Annotated in this window: 17 protein-coding genes; 6 read left to right on the top strand and 11 right to left on the bottom strand. The window is 64.7% G+C overall.

What is annotated here, in order from left to right; all coding sequences use genetic code 11:
* Positions 1–12 precede the first annotated feature (12 nt).
* The 5 genes from K323_RS0110420 to rplU all read right to left on the bottom strand — a co-directional run bounded on the left by K323_RS0110420 (position 13) and on the right by rplU (position 4,411).
* Complete coding sequence (locus K323_RS0110420) at positions 13–1,281, bottom strand: glutamate-5-semialdehyde dehydrogenase (RefSeq protein WP_022885227.1); 1,269 nt, start codon at positions 1,279–1,281, stop codon at positions 13–15.
* A 9-nt stretch (positions 1,282–1,290) separates the two neighbouring features.
* Complete coding sequence (proB, locus tag K323_RS0110425; protein WP_022885228.1) at positions 1,291–2,097, bottom strand: glutamate 5-kinase; 807 nt, start codon at positions 2,095–2,097, stop codon at positions 1,291–1,293.
* On the bottom strand, positions 2,094–3,725 hold the full coding sequence (gene obgE, locus K323_RS25380; protein WP_022885229.1) for a GTPase ObgE: 1,632 nt from the start codon (positions 3,723–3,725) through the stop codon (positions 2,094–2,096). The genes proB and obgE overlap by 4 nt, the downstream gene beginning before the upstream one ends.
* Before the next feature lie 100 nt (positions 3,726–3,825).
* On the bottom strand, positions 3,826–4,083 hold the full coding sequence (gene rpmA, locus K323_RS0110435) for a 50S ribosomal protein L27 (protein ID WP_022885230.1): 258 nt from the start codon (positions 4,081–4,083) through the stop codon (positions 3,826–3,828).
* 19 nt (positions 4,084–4,102) lie between these two features.
* On the bottom strand, positions 4,103–4,411 hold the full coding sequence (rplU, locus tag K323_RS0110440; RefSeq protein ID WP_022885231.1) for a 50S ribosomal protein L21: 309 nt from the start codon (positions 4,409–4,411) through the stop codon (positions 4,103–4,105).
* 217 nt (positions 4,412–4,628) lie between these two features.
* On the opposite strand from rplU, the gene K323_RS0110445 reads away from it, so the two are divergent.
* Positions 4,629–4,901 (top strand): DUF4031 domain-containing protein, encoded by a 273-nt coding sequence (locus K323_RS0110445; protein ID WP_022885232.1) that lies wholly within the window; start codon positions 4,629–4,631, stop codon positions 4,899–4,901.
* A gap of 17 nt (positions 4,902–4,918) precedes the next feature.
* Here the strand turns inward: K323_RS0110445 and K323_RS25385 are convergent, their stop codons facing one another.
* Complete coding sequence (locus K323_RS25385) at positions 4,919–7,498, bottom strand: Rne/Rng family ribonuclease (RefSeq protein ID WP_022885233.1); 2,580 nt, start codon at positions 7,496–7,498, stop codon at positions 4,919–4,921.
* 277 nt (positions 7,499–7,775) lie between these two features.
* On the opposite strand from K323_RS25385, the gene K323_RS0110455 reads away from it, so the two are divergent.
* Positions 7,776–8,375 (top strand): vitamin K epoxide reductase family protein, encoded by a 600-nt coding sequence (locus K323_RS0110455; RefSeq protein WP_022885234.1) that lies wholly within the window; start codon positions 7,776–7,778, stop codon positions 8,373–8,375.
* Between the two features lie 23 nt (positions 8,376–8,398).
* On the opposite strand, the gene ndk is transcribed toward K323_RS0110455, so the two are convergent.
* From ndk to K323_RS25390, 5 genes are all read right to left on the bottom strand, one after another.
* Complete coding sequence (gene ndk, locus K323_RS0110460) at positions 8,399–8,821, bottom strand: nucleoside-diphosphate kinase (RefSeq protein ID WP_022885235.1); 423 nt, start codon at positions 8,819–8,821, stop codon at positions 8,399–8,401.
* Positions 8,818–9,198, bottom strand: coding sequence for a DUF4233 domain-containing protein (locus tag K323_RS0110465; protein WP_033372876.1), 381 nt, complete (start codon positions 9,196–9,198; stop codon positions 8,818–8,820). Before K323_RS0110465 ends, ndk begins: the two co-directional genes overlap by 4 nt.
* Complete coding sequence (locus K323_RS0110470; RefSeq protein WP_022885237.1) at positions 9,195–10,568, bottom strand: bifunctional folylpolyglutamate synthase/dihydrofolate synthase; 1,374 nt, start codon at positions 10,566–10,568, stop codon at positions 9,195–9,197. The genes K323_RS0110465 and K323_RS0110470 overlap by 4 nt, the downstream gene beginning before the upstream one ends.
* The gene (gene ileS / locus K323_RS0110475) at positions 10,561–13,983 is read right to left on the bottom strand and encodes an isoleucine--tRNA ligase (protein WP_022885238.1); all 3,423 of its coding nucleotides are present in this window, start codon (positions 13,981–13,983) and stop codon (positions 10,561–10,563) included. The genes K323_RS0110470 and ileS overlap by 8 nt, the downstream gene beginning before the upstream one ends.
* Before the next feature lie 239 nt (positions 13,984–14,222).
* Positions 14,223–14,861, bottom strand: coding sequence for a TetR/AcrR family transcriptional regulator (locus tag K323_RS25390; RefSeq protein ID WP_022885239.1), 639 nt, complete (start codon positions 14,859–14,861; stop codon positions 14,223–14,225).
* Between the two features lie 115 nt (positions 14,862–14,976).
* On the opposite strand from K323_RS25390, the gene K323_RS0110485 reads away from it, so the two are divergent.
* Genes K323_RS0110485 through K323_RS0110500 form a run of 4 tightly spaced genes read left to right on the top strand, consistent with a single transcriptional unit; the run spans position 14,977 to position 20,142 of the window.
* Positions 14,977–16,629: an ABC transporter substrate-binding protein gene (locus K323_RS0110485; RefSeq protein ID WP_022885240.1), complete on the top strand. Its 1,653-nt coding sequence runs from the start codon at positions 14,977–14,979 to the stop codon at positions 16,627–16,629.
* Positions 16,614–17,588, top strand: a complete 975-nt coding sequence (locus tag K323_RS25395; protein ID WP_022885241.1) for an ABC transporter permease — start codon at positions 16,614–16,616, stop codon at positions 17,586–17,588. The genes K323_RS0110485 and K323_RS25395 overlap by 16 nt, the downstream gene beginning before the upstream one ends.
* Positions 17,585–18,472: an ABC transporter permease gene (locus tag K323_RS0110495; RefSeq protein WP_022885242.1), complete on the top strand. Its 888-nt coding sequence runs from the start codon at positions 17,585–17,587 to the stop codon at positions 18,470–18,472. Before K323_RS25395 ends, K323_RS0110495 begins: the two co-directional genes overlap by 4 nt.
* Positions 18,469–20,142 (top strand): dipeptide ABC transporter ATP-binding protein, encoded by a 1,674-nt coding sequence (locus K323_RS0110500; protein ID WP_022885243.1) that lies wholly within the window; start codon positions 18,469–18,471, stop codon positions 20,140–20,142. The genes K323_RS0110495 and K323_RS0110500 overlap by 4 nt, the downstream gene beginning before the upstream one ends.
* Positions 20,143–20,167: the final 25 nt, after the last annotated feature.

Here is a 20,167-nt window from a genome sequence, read left to right on the forward strand (position 1 = left end):
ATTCGCAGCGGTTCAGGCGCGCACGTGGCCTGCTCCTCGAACGACCCATTTTGTACTCGTGAGTTCGGGCAGCCCCATCGGTCCGCGGGCGTGCAGCTTCTGGGTGGAGATGCCGACCTCGGCGCCGAAGCCGAATTCTCCGCCGTCGGTGAACCTGGTCGAGGTATTGACCATGACGGCGGCGGAATCCACCTCGTTCAGGAAACGCTCGGCGTTGACAATGTCGTTCGTGACGATCGCCTCCGTGTGCCGCGTCGAATAGCGACGGATGTGCTCCATGGCGTCGTCCAGTGACGCGACGACGCGAACGGCGAGGTCGAGGCTCAGGTATTCGCAGGCCCAGTCGTCCTCTGTGGCCGGCACGGCATCCGGATACAGTTCCAGCGTGCGTTCATCGGCGTGGATGGTGACACCAGATGCGGTGAGCTTCGCCAGCACACCCGGCAGAAGCCGTTCTGCCGCATTTTCATGCACGAGGAGAGTCTCCAGCGCGTTGCAGACGCTCGGGCGCTGCACTTTGGAGTTGTGCACGATATCGATCGCCCACGACTGGGTCGCGCTCTCATCGAGGAAGACGTGAACGACACCAGCGCCGGTTTCGATGACCGGCACCTTCGATTCGGCCACGACGGTGTTGATGAGGTCTGCGCTCCCCCTCGGAATCAGGACATCGACGTACCCACGCGCTTGCATGAGCAGTTTCGCCCCTTCCCTGCCGAACTGGTCGATTGTCTGCACGCATTCGCGGGGAAGACCGACCGACTCAAGCGCATCCTGGATCACGTCGACCAGAACCTTGTTCGAGTTCTCGGCCGCCGATCCGCCACGGAGCACCACGGCATTACCGCTCTTCAGCGCGAGTGCGGCGATATCGACCGTCACGTTCGGGCGGGCCTCATAGATCGCTCCGACGACGCCGAAAGGCACCCGCACCTGGCTGATCCCGACGCCGTTCGGAAGGGTGCTCCCGCGAACCACTTCTCCCACCGGGTCAGCGAGGACCACGATCTCGCGTACGGCGTCGGCCAGTGCGCGAACTCGGGTCTCGTCAAGTGCGAGCCGGTCGAGGAGGCCGGCGCCGATATCGTTTGCCGCCCCGGCTTCGAGGTCGTGCCGGTTCGCTTGGACAATCCGGTCGACGTTCGCGGCGAGCCCTGCGGCGATCGCACCCAGCCCCTCGTTTTTCACCTGCGTGGTGGCTGTGACCAGCGACAGCGACGCGGCCCTGGCGGCCTCAAGGGTCGGGAGCAGAACGGATGCAGCGGAAGCGGAGTCGGCCATGCCGCCAGTTTACGGGAGGGCGGCGGCCTCTGACGCGGCGGTGGGCTCGAACCAGGTGCCGACGTCGGCGCCACGCAGCGCCTCGGAAGCCAGCCCTGTTCCCGTCACGAGCACCGCTGTACCCGCTTCGGCGGCAATGCGCGCGGCCGACACCTTGGTGCCTGCCCCCCCGGTGCCGACGCCGGATGCGCTCGATTCGCCGAACTCGACACCGGCCAGCTCATCGCCCGGAGACACGTTGTTGATCCGTTCTGCCCCAGGCAGGTTCGGCGGCTTGGTGTACAGGGCATCGACGTCGCTGAGGAGAACCAGGAGCTCGGCATGCACCAGCGTCGCAACAAGGGCCGCAAGGCGATCGTTGTCTCCGAACCGGATCTCGTGGGTTGCAACGGTGTCGTTCTCATTCACGATGGGCAGGATGCGCAGCGACAGCAGCCGCTCCATCGCCCGCTGCGCGTTGCTCCGAGGGGTCTGGTTCTCCAGGTCGCCCGCGGTCAGCAGAACCTGCCCAGCAACGATGTCGTAGCGATCGAGGCTGTCCTGGTATCGAAAGATGAGCAGGTTCTGTCCAACGGATGCGGCCGCCTGCTGCGTAGCCAGGTCGGTCGGCCGGCTATCGAGCTGGAGATAGGGCATCCCGGTGGCGATGGCGCCAGAAGAAACCAGCACGACCTCAGCACCGCGGCCGTGCGCCTTGGCGAGAGCATCCACGAGGGGGGCGATTTGACCGGCGTTCGCACCGCTGATCGAAGACGAACCGACCTTGACGACGATGCGCCTGGCCAGCGGGATCTGATCTCGCCGCGAAATGCTCACTCGGCGTCGCTCTCCTTGTTCGTGCCGGCCTGCGTGGCGCTCTCCTGTTTGGCGCTCTCCTGCTGGGCGCCCTCCTGCTCTGCACCGTCCTGCTCTGCACCGTCCTGCTCGCCGGAGAACTCTTCGCCATCAGCGGCCCACAACCCGGCCTCGCGTTCGCGAATGAGCTCTGCGCGAGCCGCGGCCTTTGCGTCCATCCTGCCGAAGTACTCTTCCCTGCGCTGGTTGCTCGTGCGGCGACGTGGCTCGTCGAGCCTGGCATCCGTTCCCCGGGGGGCGGTGATGAGTTCCGCCGTTGAGGTGAGGGTGGGTTCCCAGTCGAAGATGACGCCGTGACCGGGGCCGATGATGACGGTGGATCCGGACACGGCACCGGCCTTGAATAGCTCGTTCTCAACGCCGAGCTTGGCAAGCCGGTCGGCCAGGAAGCCGACCGCCTCGTCATTCGTGAAATCGGTCTGCTGCACCCAGCGCTCTGGCTTTGCACCGAGGATCCGATAGATGTTGCCGAAGGTTCCGCCCTCGACCCGAACCAGGAACCCCCCGTCATCGACGGCCTTGGGCCGGATGATGATGCGCGGTTTGACCAATTCGGCTTCGATGGCTTCCGCGCGGCCGGTTTCGACTGTCTCCGCGAGGGCATAATTCAGCTGCTTCAGGCCTTCGTGGCTGACGGTCGAGATCTCGAACACCCGATAGCCACGCTCCTCGAGATCGCCGCGCACGAACTCCGCGAGGTCGCGTGCCTCCGGAACGTCGATCTTGTTCAACGCGATCAGCTGCGGGCGCTCGAGCAATGGCTTCTGACCCTCTGGCACCGGATAGGCCGCCAGTTCCGTGAGGATGACGTCGAGGTCACTCAGCGGGTCGCGTCCCGGTTCGAGGGTGGCGCAGTCGAGAACATGCAGCAGTGCCGTGCAGCGTTCAACGTGGCGGAGGAATTCGAGCCCGAGTCCCTTGCCTTCGCTTGCGCCCTCGATGAGCCCCGGCACGTCTGCGACGGTGTATCGCACCTCGCCGGCCTGAACGACGCCCAGGTTGGGGTGCAGCGTCGTGAACGGGTAGTCGGCGATTTTGGGCCTGGCCGCGGACATCGCCGCGATCAGGCTGGACTTTCCGGCAGACGGGTAACCAACCAGCGCGACGTCCGCGACTGTCTTCAGCTCAAGCTGGACATCGCCTTCCCAGCCGAATGTGCCCAGAAGCGCAAACCCGGGGGCCTTGCGCTTGGTGCTGGACAGGGCGGCGTTGCCGAGCCCGCCCTGTCCGCCGGGGCCGACAATCAGCCGAAAACCCGGCACCGTCATATCGCTGAGCTCTGTGCCTTCAGCATCTTTGACGACAGTGCCGAGGGGCACAGAGAGCTCAAGGGTCTCGCCGGTGGCGCCGTTGCGATGGTCGCCCATGCCCGGGCCACCGTTTCCCGAACTTCGGTGCGGCGAACGGTGATAGCCGAGCAGGGTGGTCACTTGTGGGTCGGCGACAAGCACGATGTCGCCGCCGTTCCCACCGTTTCCGCCATCGGGGCCGGCCAGGGGCTTGAACTTCTCCCGTTTGACAGAAACACAGCCGTTTCCGCCGTTGCCCGCCCTCAGATGCAGCGTGACGTGGTCAACGAATGTGGCCAATGGGATGCCCCTTTCAGGCGACGCTTCGGTTCTGAAACGACTGGTTCAAAAAACGTGAGGGCGGGCCGAAGCCCGCCCTCACGTTCACATCAGTGGATGCCTATTCGGCCGCCACCACGATGTTGACGACCTTGCGACCACCCTTTGCACCGAACTGGACCGAACCGGCCTCAAGTGCGAAGAGCGTGTCGTCTCCACCACGGCCGACATTGACGCCGGGGTGGAAGTGGGTGCCACGCTGGCGCACGATGATCTCGCCCGCGCCGACAACCTGACCGCCGAAACGCTTCACGCCGAGGCGCTGTGCATTCGAGTCACGACCGTTGCGAGTGGAACTCGCACCTTTCTTGTGTGCCATCTGTTCTGCTCCTCAGGCCTTAGGCGATGCCGGTGACTTTGACGCGCGTGAGCTCCTGACGGTGCCCCTGGCGCTTCTTGTATCCGGTCTTGTTCTTGAACTTCTGGATGACGATCTTCGGGCCACGGAGGTCGTTCAAGACCTCGGCGGTGACCTTGACCTTGGCCAGCGACTTCGAGTCAGACGTGATGGTCTCACCGTCGACGAGAAGCACGGCGGCCAATTCGACGTTACCGTCCTTATCAGCCTTGATTCGGTCCATCGTGACGATGGTCCCGACCTCTACTTTCTCCTGCCGGCCACCGGCGCGCACAACTGCGTAAACCACTTTACGTACCTATCTCTGGGGAGCCGGAAAGGCCCCGATTCCTATTATGGAAAGTCACTGGGTAAAACGGGCCAGACCGGCCCGTCGCTATCAGAAAACCTTGGCAATCGCGCGGATTACAGTCCAACGCACACCAACGGTCAACTTTAGCTGATCGGCTGCATTCCGGTCAAACCGAGAGCACCCGCGTGTCGGCCCGTGGTTTTAGACTTCGGGTATGACCGTGTTGATCGACCATCCCGCCTGGCCGGCCCACAACACCGTGTGGTCGCACCTGGTCAGCGACACGTCGCTGGACGAACTGCATGAGTTTGCAGAGCGGAATGCCCTCCCGCCTCGAAGCTTTGACGTCGACCACTACGACGTGCCAGAGAGCCGCTACGACTCCCTCGTGGCTGCCGGTGCCGTACCGGTGAGCAATCGAGAACTTGTCACTCGCCTGAGGGCCAGCGGCCTCCGGGTGACGGCCAGGCAGCGCAGAGGGCGCTGACCGGCCGTATCCGGTTGTCAGTCGAGTGAACCCGAACTCGGACGCTCGATCGATGTAGAGCCCTGGGTCGACCCGCCGGCCGTTGACACCCGGCGACTGCGCGAACGCCCCTGACCTGGCTGCTTCGGCTCAGGAAGTGCATCGAGAACGGAGTCGAGCAACTGATCTGTGACCTGCTTGCTCACCGTGCGCTTGCCGCGCGACGACTTCTTGACGGGGATGTCGAGGATAGCGACATCATGCTCCGCCTGTTCCTGTGCCGACTTCTGCGGCGCATCCGTCTCCTGCGGAATGTCTTCCACAGGCTCGTTCCTGGCCGGCGAATCGTTTCGGCCCGCCTGGCGGGACGAATCGTCGGCAGCGATCACGGGAATGGTTCCGGTCGCCGGATGCAGTGTGCTCGCGGCGATCAGGGCCAGGGCGTGTTTCGCGTCCTCGGTGATCCCGTGGGTGCCAGCGCCGGCCTTGGCTGCATCCGTCTGGCCGTTACCGTTCCCGTTCGCATGACCATTCCCATTCGAAGGCCCGTTCCCGTTCCCGTTCCCGTTTCCGCCGTTTCCACCGGAGCGACCACGGCCACGACGCTCCTGTGGCGGCTGGGCGGACTGGCGGTGCTTGACGACGGGATCGTGGTGGATGACGATGCCGCGTCCAGCGCAGACTTCGCAGTTCTCGCTGAAGGATTCGAGCAAGCCGAGTCCCAGCTTCTTCCTTGTCATCTGCACCAGCCCGAGGGAGGTGACCTCGGCGACCTGGTGCTTCGTGCGGTCGCGGCTCAGGCACTCGATCAGGCGGCGCAGCACGAGGTCGCGGTTGGTCTCGAGCACCATGTCGATGAAGTCGACGACGATGATCCCGCCGATATCCCGGAGCCTCAGCTGGCGCACGATCTCTTCAGCGGCCTCGAGGTTGTTCTTGGTGACCGTTTCTTCGAGGTTGCCACCCGACCCCACGAACTTCCCGGTGTTCACGTCGACGACGGTCATCGCCTCTGTGCGGTCGATGACGAGCGATCCACCCGACGGCAGCCAGACCTTGCGGTCGAGCGCCTTCTCGATCTGCTCAGAGATGCGGTACTCATCGAATGCGTCGCGGTCACTTTCGTACTTCTGAACGCGCTCAAGAAGGTCGGGGGCGACCTGGCGAACATACGACTCAATCGTGCCCTGCGCTTCGTCGCCGGAGATCACCATCTTTTGGAAATCTTCATTGAAGACATCGCGCACGATCTTGATCAGCAGGTCGGGCTCGCTGTGCAGCAGCGCGGGCGCCTGAACGGAATCGACCTGTTCGCTGATCGACGCCCACTGTGTGGTGAGACGGTTGACATCGAGCGTGAGCTGATCATCTGTCGCGCCTTCTGCGGCCGTGCGCACGATGACGCCGACGTTCTCCGGCAGGACTTCCTTGAGGATCTTCTTCAATCTGGCACGCTCGGTGTCTGGCAGCTTGCGGCTGATTCCGTTCATCGAGCCGTTCGGCACGTAGACCAGGTACCGGCCAGGCAACGACACCTGGCTGGTGAGTCTCGCGCCCTTGTGACCGACGGGGTCTTTTGTGACCTGCACCAGAACCGTGTCACCTGGCTTGAGAGCGAGTTCGATGCGCCTCGCCTGGTTGCTGTTCGCTGCCTTCTCCGAGGCGGCATCCCAATCGACTTCACCCGAATACAGCACTGCGTTTCGTCCGCGACCGATGTCGACGAAGGCCGCTTCCATGCTTGGCAGTACGTTCTGCACACGACCGAGATACACATTCCCGATGAGCGATGCGTCCTGGTTCTTGGCGACGTAGTGCTCAACCAGTACGCCGTCTTCGAGCACACCGATCTGGATCTTGTTGTGCTTGGCACGCACCACCATCGAGCGGTCCACCGACTCTCGGCGAGCGAGAAACTCGGCTTCGGTGATGACGGGTCGGCGGCGACCGGCATCGCGGCCATCCCTGCGACGCTGCTTCTTGGCTTCGAGCCTGGTCGAACCCTTGATGCGTTGCGGCTCGGTGATCAGTTCTGGTTCACGGGGGGAACGCACCTTGACCACGGTGTTGGCCGGGTCATCCGAACCGGACCGGTTCTCCTCACCGGAACGGCGGCGTGCACGGCGGCGGATCGTCGACGGCTCATCGTCATCGTCATCGTCGTCGTGATCGTTTCCCGGTCGCGCCGGGAGTGGCAGGATGTCGGGAGCCTGGAAGATGAGCGACGTGGTCGGCCGACGGACGGCGGCCTGCGGGGAAGCCTCCGCCGTGACCTCGCCGTCGGGCGCTGTCAGCTGAGGTGCTGTCGCCTGCGGGGCGGTCACATCAGGTGCTTTCACATCAGGTGCGGTCGTCTGGGGGGCGCTTACCTGGGTTGCGGTTGGGTGCTCTGTGCTTGCGATGTCACCTGGGGCAGCGTCGTCTGCCACGGATTCCGGGGCGGCGTGCTTCGCGGCCTCGCGCACCGCAGTCGGCTCGGCAGCAATGGGTTCCGGCGGAGCCTCGACGCCGGGTGCGGGCGTCGCCGATTTCTCCGGCGGGGCGAGCACATTTCGACGGGAACTCTTGCGAGAGCCGAACAGGCCTTTGCGCTTCTTGTTTTCGTTGTCTTCCACCATCACTGGTGCACTCCTTGGCCGGTTTGGGCGACCGCGCCGCCCGTCCGGTTACTCTCTCGGGTGGGGTTTCGCCGCGGCGAAAGCCCCACAAATTCTTCTCTGACGCAACCGGCGTACGCTCTGGCTGCTAATACCTTTGGTCGTGGGACCAATGAATCAGGGCATCGTGGCCCCATAAGCTTCTCTGGCGTCGGTTCGAGCGCGGCTCGATCGACTTCCTTGATTATCGCATGCATTCTCAGGACGCCGCGCCGACGCGCATGGCATAATCGCCAGAGTGTCCCCGACCAAATCGCGTGAACGGCCCTTCGGCCTCGCTGTCTTCCTGGTGATCGCCGGGCTGATCGGATTGACAGCGGCCTTCGTCCTCACCCTCGACAAGTTCGCTCTCCTCGAGGATCCCGATGCTCAGCTGTCCTGCAACTTCAGCGTGCTGGTGGGCTGTAGCACCAACCTGTCGGCCTGGCAGGGGTCGGTTTTCGGATTCCCCAACCCACTGATCGGCGTCGCTGCGTGGAGCGTGGTGATCACGATCGGGATGGCGATCCTGGCCAATGCGCGCTTCTCCCGCTGGTTCTGGATCGGCCTGAACCTCGGCATGACCGCTGCCGTCACCTTCGTGATCTGGCTTATCTACCAGAGCATCTTTCTGCTCGACGTGCTCTGCCCGTGGTGCATGGTGACCTGGGCCGTCACCATTCCGGGATTCCTCGCCGTGACGTTCTACAACGTGAAATCGAGACATATTCCTTCAACGGCATCCGTTCGTCGCTTCGCCGGAGGCGCGTATTCCTGGCTCCTGCTCATCACGCTCGCCTGCTACCTGGTGGTCGCCGTGATCGCTCAGCTCCAGATGGATGTCCTGAGCCGGATCTGATCTCGTCAGCCATCGCCGAGCGGTCAGTCGAACCAGAGGGCGAGCTCACGCGCTGCCGACTCTAGCGAGTCAGAGCCGTGCACCAGGTTCTGCTGCACCTTGAGGCCCCAGTCACGAGCGAGGTCGCCACGAATCGTGCCCGGCGCGGCGGTTGTCGGGTCCGTCGTGCCGGCCAGGGCGCGGAAGCCCTCAATGACGCGGTTGCCCGCAACCCGGAACGCGACGATCGGGCCGCTCTCCATGAACTCGACGAGCGGCTCGTAGAACGGCTTGCCCTCGTGCTCGGCGTAGTGCTTCGCCAGCAGTTCACGGTCTGCTTGAAGCAACTTCACATCGACCAGGGAATACCCCTTCGCCTCGATGCGGCGCAGGATCTCTCCGGTAAGACTGCGAGCCACTCCGTCCGGCTTCACCAATACCAGGGTCTCTTCAATCTGGGTGCTCACGCGATCTCCTTCTGATGATCTATTCTCGATCCGCTGATCATGCAGTAGACCCACATGGCGGCAAATAATGCTCCGACAAAATACATCACCGGATTCAGGAATCCGGTGGCAACGATGACGGCCTGGAGGATCCAGCCCATCACATAGGCCCACTCGAAGCGCAATAGCGCGATGGTCGCCAGGAGCGCCAGGCACACGACGCCCCCGCCGACGAGGGCGGGAACGGCAGGCAGCGCCTGGAGTCCGAACACGACAAGTGCTGCGAGGAAGACGACGATGGTTTCGAACCCGAGCACGATAGTCGCCAGCGAACGCTTGACAGAGCGTGGCGCCGCTCGCGGCACGGATGCCGCCGGCTGGGACTGTGGGCCGGTCACGGTGTCATCCACCCCCCGTTGTCGGCGATGGCGATGGTCTCGCCGATCAGGGTGACCGAGCCTGCGACGACAACCGCCCTGCGTGGTGACTCACGTGCCCAGTCCCTCGCTGCTTCCAGAGCTTCCTCCAGGTCGTCAAAGCTGCGAGTGGAATCGGTGCCGACCCAGCCGGCAACCTGTTCCGCGAGGTCGTCGGCAGGAATCGCTCGGTCGGAGTGGGAGCGGGTGACGAAGAACTCCGCAACCTGCGGCTGGAGCGCCGCGACGATGCCATGGGTATCCTTGTCGGCGAGGATTCCCACCACGGCGACAATCTCGTCAAAGTCGAAATACGTGTCAAGCGCATCTGCCAGGGCAATGGCCCCGTGGGGGTTGTGGGCCGCATCGACGATGACGCTCGGCTCGATCCCCACCAGCTGCAGCCGACCGGGCGAGGTCGCCGTCCCAAGGCCCTCCGCAAGGAGATCCCCGACGAGCGGCTGCGTGCCGGAGCCGAGGAAGGATTCAACGGCCGCGATCGCAACAGCGGCGTTGTGGGCCTGGTGCCTCCCGTACAAGGGCAGGAAATAGTCGGAGTATGTTCCCGCGATTCCCTTGACCGAGATCAGCTGGCCACCAACGGCAACGTGGCTCTCAATCAACGCGAACTCCTCCCCCTCGCTCGCGAGCGTCGATTCGGTCAGTTCGGCCGCGCGCTCCAATTCTGCCTGGGCCTCCGGCGTCTGGGCGGCAGTGACGATGGCGACCGACGGCTTGATGATGCCCGACTTGGTGCGGGCGATTTCCGCGATGGTATTGCCGAGCCGTGCGGTGTGGTCGAGTGCGATGGGAGTGAAGACGGCAACCTGCCCGTCTGCCACATTGGTGGAGTCCCACTCCCCGCCCATGCCGACTTCGATCACGGCGACATCCACCGGCGCATCCGCAAAACTGGCGAAAGCCAACGCGGTGAGCGCCTCGAAGAAGGTGAGCGGCTCGTCGCCGGCATCGACCAGTTCGGCATCGACCATCTGAAGGTACGGCTGAATGTCGTCCCAGTTTGTGGCGAGTGCCTCGTCATCGATCGGAGATCCGTCGATCATGATTCGTTCATTCAGTCGCACCAGGTGCGGGCTGGTCAGCATTCCGGTCCGCAGGCCGTACGCACGCAGGATGCTCTCGGCGATCCGGCTGGTGCTGGTCTTTCCGTTCGTCCCCGTGATGTGGATGATCGGATAGGCGGTCTGCGGGTCGCCGAGCAACTCCACCGCCCGTCTGGTCGGTTCGAGACGCGGCCGAGGGGCGACTTCACCGACGCGCTCGAGGAGTGCCTGATAGACGGCGTCCCCTGCCTCGCGCCGGTCGTCTGCCGGCTGGTCGTTCTCAGACATGGCTCTTTCCGTTCTCTCTGGTAACGGCCACGATGAACGCACCGCGGTTTGCGTAACGGCCGCCCTCAAAGCGTACGTAATGCTCGACCGTCGCGTGCAGCAGCGACGGAAGCCATTCCGACGGGAGCACCCCGTGCGCCTCAGCCGGCGCCGTATGCGTGGCGAATGCCGTTGACAGCGTCTCTGCCGCGATATCGACACCTTCAGCCGAGCCGACGGCGTCGTAATCCGCTGCGTCATCGAATACCAGGTCGAGACGGATGCGATCGCTCACGTCGAAACCCGCCGACTTACGGGTGTCCTGAACGGCACGGATGACGTCTCTGGCGAAGCCCTCCGCTTCAAGTTCGGCCGTCATCGCCGTATCCAGAAGCACGAACCCGCCTCCCGGCAGCAGGGAGAGTGCGGTGTCTCTGGCCGACCCGCCCGTCGCCGAGAGCTCGAGCTCGTATTCGCCGGCTGCCAACTCGACTCCCCCAGCTGTCACGATGCCGTCGACTTCGCTCCAGTCCCCTGAGCGCGCCGCCTGGATGACCTGTTGGACATTCCTGCCCAGCCGCGGGCCGGCTGCACGCGCGTTCACCGTCAACTTCGAGGTGATGCCGTACTCGGCTGCGCTGTTCTGGGCGAGTTCCACGAGGGTGACACGCTTCAGGTTCAGTTCGTCGCGCAAGATGCCGTCGAATGGGGCGAGTGCTGCAGTGTTCTGCGTCACAACGGTGAGGTTCGCGAGGGGAAGCCGAACCCGCAGCCCGGCCTGCTTACGCAGCGAGAGCGCGGTGGAGCTGATCGCCCGCACCTGGTCCATCGCGACGACCAGCTCAGGGTTGGCCGGGAAACGGGAGGCGTCCGGCCAGTCGGTCAGGTGCACGCTGCGCCCGCCCGTCAGGCCCTGCCAGATCCGCTCGGTGATGAGCGGCAACAGCGGAGCCGCAACCCTGGTGACCGTTTCCAGCACGGCAAAGAGGGTATCGAAGGCTTCGGAACCCTCCCCATCCTCCGTGACGCCAACCCAGAAGCGGTCACGGGAACGGCGCACGTACCAGTTGGTGAGCACGTCGGCAAAATCTCGGAGCTTCGCAGCTGCCAGTGTGCTGTCGAGCTGCTCAAGGTCGAGCGTGACCTCCTCGATCAGGTCTCGGGTCTTGGCCAGGAGGTACTGGTCGAGTACGTCTGTCGAGTCGGTTCGCCAGGTGGCTTCATAGCCCGAAGCGCCTGACGCATTGGCGTAGAGTGAAAAGAAGTACCAGGTGCTCCACAGGGGCAGCAGAACCTGGCGAACCCCCTCCCGGATTCCCTCCTCCGTCACGATCAGGTTTCCTCCGCGGAGCACAGGGGAGCTCATCAGGAACCAGCGCATCGCGTCTGAGCCGTCGCGATCGAAGACCTCATTGACGTCTGGATAGTTGCGCAGCGACTTCGACATCTTCTGGCCGTCGCTGCCGAGCACGATGCCGTGGCTGACGACGTTCTTGAAGGCAGGGCGATCGAACAGCGCGGTGGAGAGCACGTGCATCATGTAGAACCAGCCGCGGGTCTGGCCGATGTACTCGACGATGAAGTCAGCCGGATTGTGGCTGTCGAACCACTCCTGGTTCTCGAACGGATAGTGCACCTGGGCGAACGGCATCGACCCGGAGTCGAACCAGACGTCGAAGACATCCGGGATCCGGCGCATGGTGGAAGCCCCGGTCGGGTCATCCGGGTTCGGGCGGGTGAGTTCGTCGATGTACGGCCGGTGCAGATCCTTCGGTCGTACTCCAAAGTCGGCTTCGAGCTCGTCGAGCGAGCCGTAGACATCGACGCGTGGGTACTCCGGGTTGTCGCTCTTCCAGACCGGGATCGGGGAGCCCCAAAATCGGTTGCGGCTGATCGACCAGTCGCGCGCGTTCGAGATCCATTTGCCGAACTGGCCGTCTTTGACGTTCTCCGGCACCCAGGTGATCTCCTGATTGAGGTCGACCATGCGGTCGCGGAAATCCGTGACCCGCACGAACCAGCTCGAGACGGCCTTGTAGATCAGCGGATTGCGGCACCGCCAGCAGTGCGGGTACGAATGCTCATAGCTGGCTTGCCGGATCAGCCGACCTTCCGCCTTCAGCAACTGGGTCAGCGGCTTGTTGGCGTCAGACCAGAGCAGGCCGGCCACCTCTGGAACGCTCGGCAGGAACTTGCCACCGTCGTCGAGAGAGATGATGACGGGGATGCCTGCGGCCTCGCACGCCTTCTGGTCCTCTTCACCATACGCAGGCGCCTGGTGCACGATTCCGGTGCCGTCTTCCGTGGTGACGTAGTCGGCAACGAGGATCGTCCAGGCATTCTGGGTGCCCCAGGCCTCTGTGTCCGCGTAGTAGTCGAAGAGGCGGTCGTACGAGACCCCCTCGAGCTCCCGGCCGGTGACCGTGCGGGAGACGGCGGCGCGCGCCTCGTCGGCCGACTCGTAACCCAGGTCTTTTGCGTAGCTGCCGACCAGGTTGATCGCGAGAAGGTACTCGGCACCGAGAACTTTGATGGGCGACGTCGACGAAGGGTGGTCCTCGTCTCGCTGCACCGTGCTTTCTCGCTGCACCGTCGCATCCGGTGTGCCGTTCGGGCCTGCCGGTACCACGGCATATTCGATGTCGGGGCCGACCGCGAGCGCCAGGTTGGTGGGGAGTGTCCAGGGTGTCGTCGTCCAGGCCAGCGCACGCACGGCGGTCAGGCCGAGCGATTCTGCCTTCTGGCCGACCAGCGGGAAGGTGACGGTCACGGTCTGGTCCTGGCGCATCTTGTACACGTCGTCGTCCATGCGCAACTCGTGGTTCGACAACGGTGTCTGGTCGCGCCAGCAGTACGGCAGCACTCGGAAGCCCTCGTAGGCGAGTCCCTTGTCGTGCAGGCGTTTGAATGCCCAGATCACCGATTCCATAAAGGTGATGTCGAGGGTCTTGTAGTCGTTCTCGAAATCCACCCATCTGGCCTGCCTGGTGACGTACTCCTGCCACTGGAGGGTGTACCTCAACACGGACTCGCGGGCTACCGTGTTGAAGGCGGCCAGGCCCATCTTCTCGATCTGGCTCTTGTCGGTGATTCCGAGCTGGCGCTCCGCCTCAAGCTCGGCCGGCAGACCATGGGTGTCCCAACCAAACCGACGGTGAACCTGCTTGCCGCGCATGGTCTGAAATCGCGGAAAGAGGTCTTTGGCATAGCCGGTCAAAAGGTGCCCGTAGTGCGGAAGCCCGTTCGCGAACGGCGGCCCATCGTAGAAGACCCACTCTGGTGCGCCCTCGCGATTGTCGATCGACGCCTGGAAGGTGTCGTCGTCCTTCCAGAACGCGAGAACCTCGGTCTCGATCGCCGGCAGGTCAGGCGAGGGAACGACACCGCGCGAAAGCTCAGGCGAATCGGGCGGGGTGGGTCCCTTGGGGTAAGTCATGGTTCTCCTGGACGGGCTGCTGGGCGAAATTCTGGCCTGTTCCACGAGGACGCCGGTCGCTTTCGCAACCTCCGCGGTACCACCTCGCTTGCCGCCTGTTGGGGCGACCGCTCGTTCAGAGGCTGTGACGGGCCCGACCCGTTCGGTTCTACCAGGCGCCAGGTGACTTCGTGATGTTCACTCGATTACCAGGGCGTCGTTCTTCCGAAGACTCACCGGTGATTGCCGGATCACAGTCGTTATTCGTCAATTCTAGCCTGAGCGAGCACGAGGCGGTATCCCTCGCACACCGGCGAGACGGCCTCGTCGACATATGGCGCCAGCCGTCCGCGGGCCACTCCTGCCTTGGCCCAGACGCCGGCGGCTGCCGCAGTCGCGGCGAGCACCGCCAGGGAGAACGCCCGGCAGGGCAGGACTGCGGCCCCGGTGCCGACCTGAATCGACGTGAACTGGGTGACAAGGTCGGCCTGCGCCATGAACCGAGAGAGAGCGGATGCCTCGAGCTCGGCGCTGGTTCCCATCAGCTCATACTGGGTCAGTGCCCAGGGAACATTCGCGGGACCGAAGCCGTCTGCCACGATCATCAGGGCGCGCCTGACGGCATCCGTCGCGTGGCCGGCACCGGCACACTCGTCGAGCGAACGCGCCAGCCCGGCGAGGCCGTCGTCGATGTCGACCCAGAGCAGGTCGCTCTTGGCGGAGAAGTAGTTGAAGAACGTGTTACGGCTGACTCCGGCTCGCTGCGCTATCTGCTCGATGGTGGTGCCGGCGTAGGTCTGCTCGAGAAAGAGTTCCGCCGCTGCCTCCTCGAGCATCTGCCGTGACGAGCGGCGCGGGCGACCCGCCTTCGGTGTCTCTTTCACCACGGTCGCTCCCATCACGCAGAAAATGTCCTATTATTGGACTCGGCCTATTTTTATTACTGTACCGAATCCAATAATACGGCATACCCCGAATGCGCCCGGCCACACGCCGGGAAGAAAGTCAGACACCATGCAGCTCAGCACCGTCTCCCGCGGGGTTCTCCCCCTCGCTACCCTCGCAGCCCTGTCCGCGCTCCTACTCGCCGGTTGCAGCCCTTCCCCGTCTGGTACCAGCAGCTCACAACCGGTCTCAGGCGGAACGCTGACCTATGCGTCCGGTGACGCCGAACCGACCTGCCTTGACCCCCACGTCGGCGGCAACTACCCGCAGGCGCTGGTGAGCACGCAGTACCTGGAGTCGCTCGTCTCACTTGATGCCGACGGGACCGTCATCCCCTGGCTTGCGGACAGCTGGACCGAGAGTGACGACGGGCTGACGTGGGAGTTCACGCTGGTACCCGACGTCGTGTTCACCGACGGGACGCCGCTGGACGCGGCAGCCGTGCAAGCCAATGTTGCACACCTCCAGGACCCGGAGACGGCATCCTCCACCGGATACCTCGCATTGAAGAAGGTCGTCGCCACCGAAGCCGTCTCACCCGAGGTGGTGCGCTTCACCCTCAGCGCCCCCGACAGCGCCCTCCTCGAATCCCTCTCCCAGCCCTGGCTCTCCATCGAGTCACCGACCGCGCTGAAGCGCACCCAGGACGAGAACTGCGCGGCCCCCGTCGGGACCGGCCCGTTCGTCGTCACCGACTGGGTCAAGCAGGACTCGATCACGCTCGAACGCAACGAGGACTACTCCTCTCCCCCGGCGGACGCCACTCACGAGGGCGTCGCCTACCTCGAGAAGATCGTCTGGCGGTTCATCCCTGAGTCGGCGACCCGGTATGCGGCACTCCAGGCCGGTGAAGTCGACGTGATCGACAACGTTCAGCCAGACACCATCGTGCAGGCGGAGGCGAGCGACAGCATCCGTCACCTTGACGCTCCGCGCCCCGGAGCATCCAACCGGATCGAGCTCAATTCGAGCACTGTCCCGTTCAACGACCCGCTCGTGCGTGAGGCGTTCATCCGCTCTGCCAACGTCGACGACGCCGTGACCAGCCTGTTCCAGGGAACGGCGGAGCGCTCATACTCCGCCCTCTCCAGCGTCGAGCCCCTCGGCGTCTCCGCGCCGGACCTCTTCGGCTATGAGCCGGACGAAGCCGACGGGCTTCTCGATGAGGCCGGCTGGACCGAGCGTGATTCAGACGGATACCGCGTCAAAGACGGCGAACGCCTGACCGTGCGGTTCCCCGTGAGCACCAACCAGTCGATCCCCGCCGAGCAGTCGCTGTTCGAGCAGATCCAGGCCACGGCCAAGGAGACGGGTTTTGACCTTGTGCTCGAACCGATGGACCTCTCCAGCTGGTACGCGGCCCTCGCCGCGAACGAGTACAACGCGGTGAGCGCGCCGTACACCAAGGTCGGGCCAGACGTGCTGCGGATCCTGTACCACTCCAGCAGCATCGTCCCGGCGCCAAGCGGCTACTTCGCCAATCTCTCGCAGGTGTCTGACCCGCAGCTCGACACCCTGCTGACCGACGCCAGCCAGGAGTCCGACGCCGACGCCCGGGCCGCGCTCTTTACCGACGCCCAAGACTTGCTCCTCGGCGGTTACTACCTGCTGCCGCTGTACGACCAGCAGAATCACTTCCTGCTCGATTCCGAGGTGGAAGGCACCAGGGCGCTGCCGACGGTCTCCGCACCGACCTTCTACGACACGTGGCTGAATCGATAACGGATGACCGCCCTCGCGTTCGAGGGCGGGTTGTCGTCGCCTTCGTTCTCACCAGGCTCGGCGGCGCGCTGTTTGTGCTATGGGCCGTTGCGACGCTGACCTTCTTCGCTCTCCGGTTGATCCCCGGCGACCCAGCCCTGGCCATCCTCGGCGGGCCGGGTTCGCAGGCTTCACCGGAGGCGCTGGAGGCGGTGCGGAGGGAATACGGGCTCGACCAGCCGCTGTTCGTGCAGTATCTGACGCAGCTCTGGCGATTGATGATGGGCGATCTCGGGCGCTCGTATTCGCTCAACATGGACGTGGCTCCCCTCGTCGGCGTGCAGTTGGGAGGCACAATGCAACTGGCTTTCCTCTCCCTGGCGCTTGCCTGGCTGCTGGCTCTCGGCCTGGCCACGTGGTCGACCCGCGGCGGCAAAATAGCCCGATCGATCGGCTCAGGACTGGAGATCGTCGCCGCAGCACTGCCGCACTTCTGGCTGGCGACCGTGCTCATCCTGCTCTTCAGCATCTGGCTCGGCGTTCTGCCGCCGATCAGCACTCCTGGCATCGCGGGTCTCGTGCTGCCCGTGCTCACTCTCGCCATACCGCTCGCCGGATTCCTCGGCCAGGTCATGCGGGAGTCGCTGCTGACCGCGCTCGAATCCCCATTTGTGCTCTCGGCCCGCGCCCGCGGCGAAAGCGAACGCGGCGTGCGGCTGGTGCACGCCATTCGGCACGCAGCGCTCCCGGCGATCAGCCTCTCCGGCTGGGCGTTCGGCTCACTCATAAGCGGCGCAGTCGTCGTCGAGACGATCTTCGCCCGCCCCGGACTCGGCCGCACGCTCCTGAACGCCGTGACAGAACGCGACGTTCCGGTCGTCGTCGGTGTGGTGATGATCGTCGCCGTCGTCTACATCCTGATGACGCTCCTCACCGACGTCGCCAGCCGACTTGCCGACCCGCGATTGCGCGCGGCATGAGTGATATCGAGATCCAGGCCGGGCTCGGGCGGGCCTCGGGAGGCCAGTCATCGCATCCAGAGCAGCGGCCACAGCGCGCAGCAGGCAGGCCGGGCGTTGTCGAGATCATCTCCGCGCTGTTCGGCCTGTTCCTGGTGGTCTCAGCGTTGGTGCCGACATTGCTCGCTCCCGGCGATCCATTGGGCATCGATCCCCTTGCAGCGTTCACGCCACCCTCCGCCGGGCACTGGTTCGGTACAGACGAATCCGGCCGGGACATCTACACCAGGGTGGTGCACGGAACGGGGAGCTCGCTCGTCATCGGGATCGTCGCCACGGCGATCGGGCTCGGCCTCGGCATCCTGCTCGGCACCGCAGCCGGCATGCTCGGCCGGGTCGTCGACTTCACGGTCAACCGTTTCCTCGAGGTGCTGTTCGCCTTCCCCGGTCTGCTGCTTGCCCTGTTGTTCATCCTTATCTACGGCCCGGGTGTTGCGACGGCCACCGTCGCAGTTGGTCTGTCGACCGCCCCGGGTTATGCCCGCATCATCCGCGGCCAGCTCATCTCGGTGCGATCGTCTTCGTTTGTCGAGGCGGCAACCGTGCAGGGGCTTCCGCGCTGGCGCATCCTGGTGAGGCACATCCTGCCGAACACGCTCGCGCCGTTGCTGGTGCTCGGCACCCTCGGCATCGGGCAGGCGATCGTCTGGGCGTCCGCACTCAGCTATCTGGGCCTCGGCGCCGCTCCTCCTGCCCCAGAGTGGGGTGCCATGCTGTCGGCCGGTCGCACCTACATCACCTCGGCCTGGTGGATGAGCTTCTTCCCCGGCCTGTTCATCGTGCTGACCGCTGTCTGCGCGACGACGATCGGCCGCAGCATCGAGCGACGGATGAGGCACGCATGACCGCCGCGTTGGAAGTGAAAAACCTGACTGTCGGTTTCGGCGGTCGCCCTGGGCAGGATCCGGTGGTGCAGGATGTCTCGTTTGAGGTAGCTGCAGGAGAGTGTCTTGCCATCGTCGGAGAGTCCGGCTCAGGCAAGAGCGTGACTGCGCGCAGCTTGCTCGGCCTGGCCGGTGCGCACTCGTGGGTGCAGGCAGACGCCGTCAGCATCACCGGCCAGAGCGTGCTCGGCCTGCCGGAATCAGCCTGGCGGCGCAGGCGCGGGCGCGACGTTGGACTGATACTGCAAGATGCTCTCGTCTCTCTTGACCCGCTCCGGCCGATCGGTCGGGAGATCGGGGATTCCCTGAGGTTGCATACGAAGCTCAGTGCGGCCGACCGCACGCGCCGCGTGCTCGAACTGCTCGACTCTGTCGGCCTTCCCGACGGCGCTTCCCGGATCAGGCAAAGGTCTGGCCAGCTCTCCGGCGGCCAGCGGCAACGCGCGCTGATCGCATCCGCCATCGCTCTCGATCCGCCTCTCCTGATCGCCGACGAGCCGACGACGGCGCTCGACGTGACCGTGCAGGCGCAGGTACTCGAACTCCTTGCTGAGATCAAACGACGGGGCAATGCGATCGTGCTGATCAGCCACGATCTCGCCGTCGTCAGCCGGATAGCAGACCGCGTTGCCGTCATGAGCGCCGGACGCATCATTGAGACCGGGCCGACGGCAGAGGTGCTGCAGAACCCGCAGCATCCGCTGACCCGAGCGATGCTCGCGGCCGTTCCCGTCGACAAACCTCGCCGAACGCAACTGTCAGCAGTGCCGGTGGCCACCATTGCCCCCCGTTCGACGGTGCCGGATGGCCTCTCGGTCGACGACTACCCGGTTCGTCCGGTCGTGCTGGAAGCTTCCGAGCTCCGTCGCAGCTTCCGTCGCCCAGATGGTTCGCGCCTCGTTGCGGTCGACGATGTCTCTTTTCGGCTGCACCGTGCCGAGACCCTCGGCCTGGTGGGGGAATCCGGTTCAGGGAAGACCACAACGGCGCGCCTGGCGCTGGCGCTGGAGACCCCGGATGCCGGCGAGGTGCGGATTTTCGGCGAACCCTGGAGTGCGGTCCAGGAGAAGGCACGGCGCCGGCTGCGCGGGTCGGTCGGGGCGATCTACCAGGACGCACTCGGCTCCTTCGACCCGCGGCTCACCGTCGGCGACATCCTTCGCCACGCGCTCCGCGCTCCCGCCGGGGGGACGACAGAACGGGGTGGGTCAGGGCACCTATCGACAGAGAGCTCGCAGCTGCTCGACCAGGTCGGCCTGCCCTCCGGTGTGCTCTCACGCCGGCCCGTCGATCTCTCCGGAGGCCAGCGCCAGCGCGTCGGGATCGCCAGGGCGCTCGCATCGCGGCCCCGGATCCTGATCTGCGACGAGCCCGTCTCCGCACTTGACGTCACCGTGCAGGCGCAGGTGCTCGACCTGCTCGACGAACTCCAACAGGAACTCTCGCTCAGCCTGCTCTTCATCTCACACGATCTCGGTGTGATCGGCCACATGAGCGACCGGGTTGCCGTGATGAAGGACGGCCGCATCGTGGAGACCGGGGCGACCGCCGACGTCTTCGCCGACCCGCGGCATCCGTACACCCAGCAGCTTCTCGAGGCAGTCCCCCGATTTCCCCAGCGCTCGCGCTGACGGCCTTGCAGCACACATCCGGTAG

Source organism: Glaciibacter superstes DSM 21135, assembly GCF_000421145.1.
GTDB classification, from domain to species: domain Bacteria; phylum Actinomycetota; class Actinomycetes; order Actinomycetales; family Microbacteriaceae; genus Cryobacterium; species Cryobacterium superstes.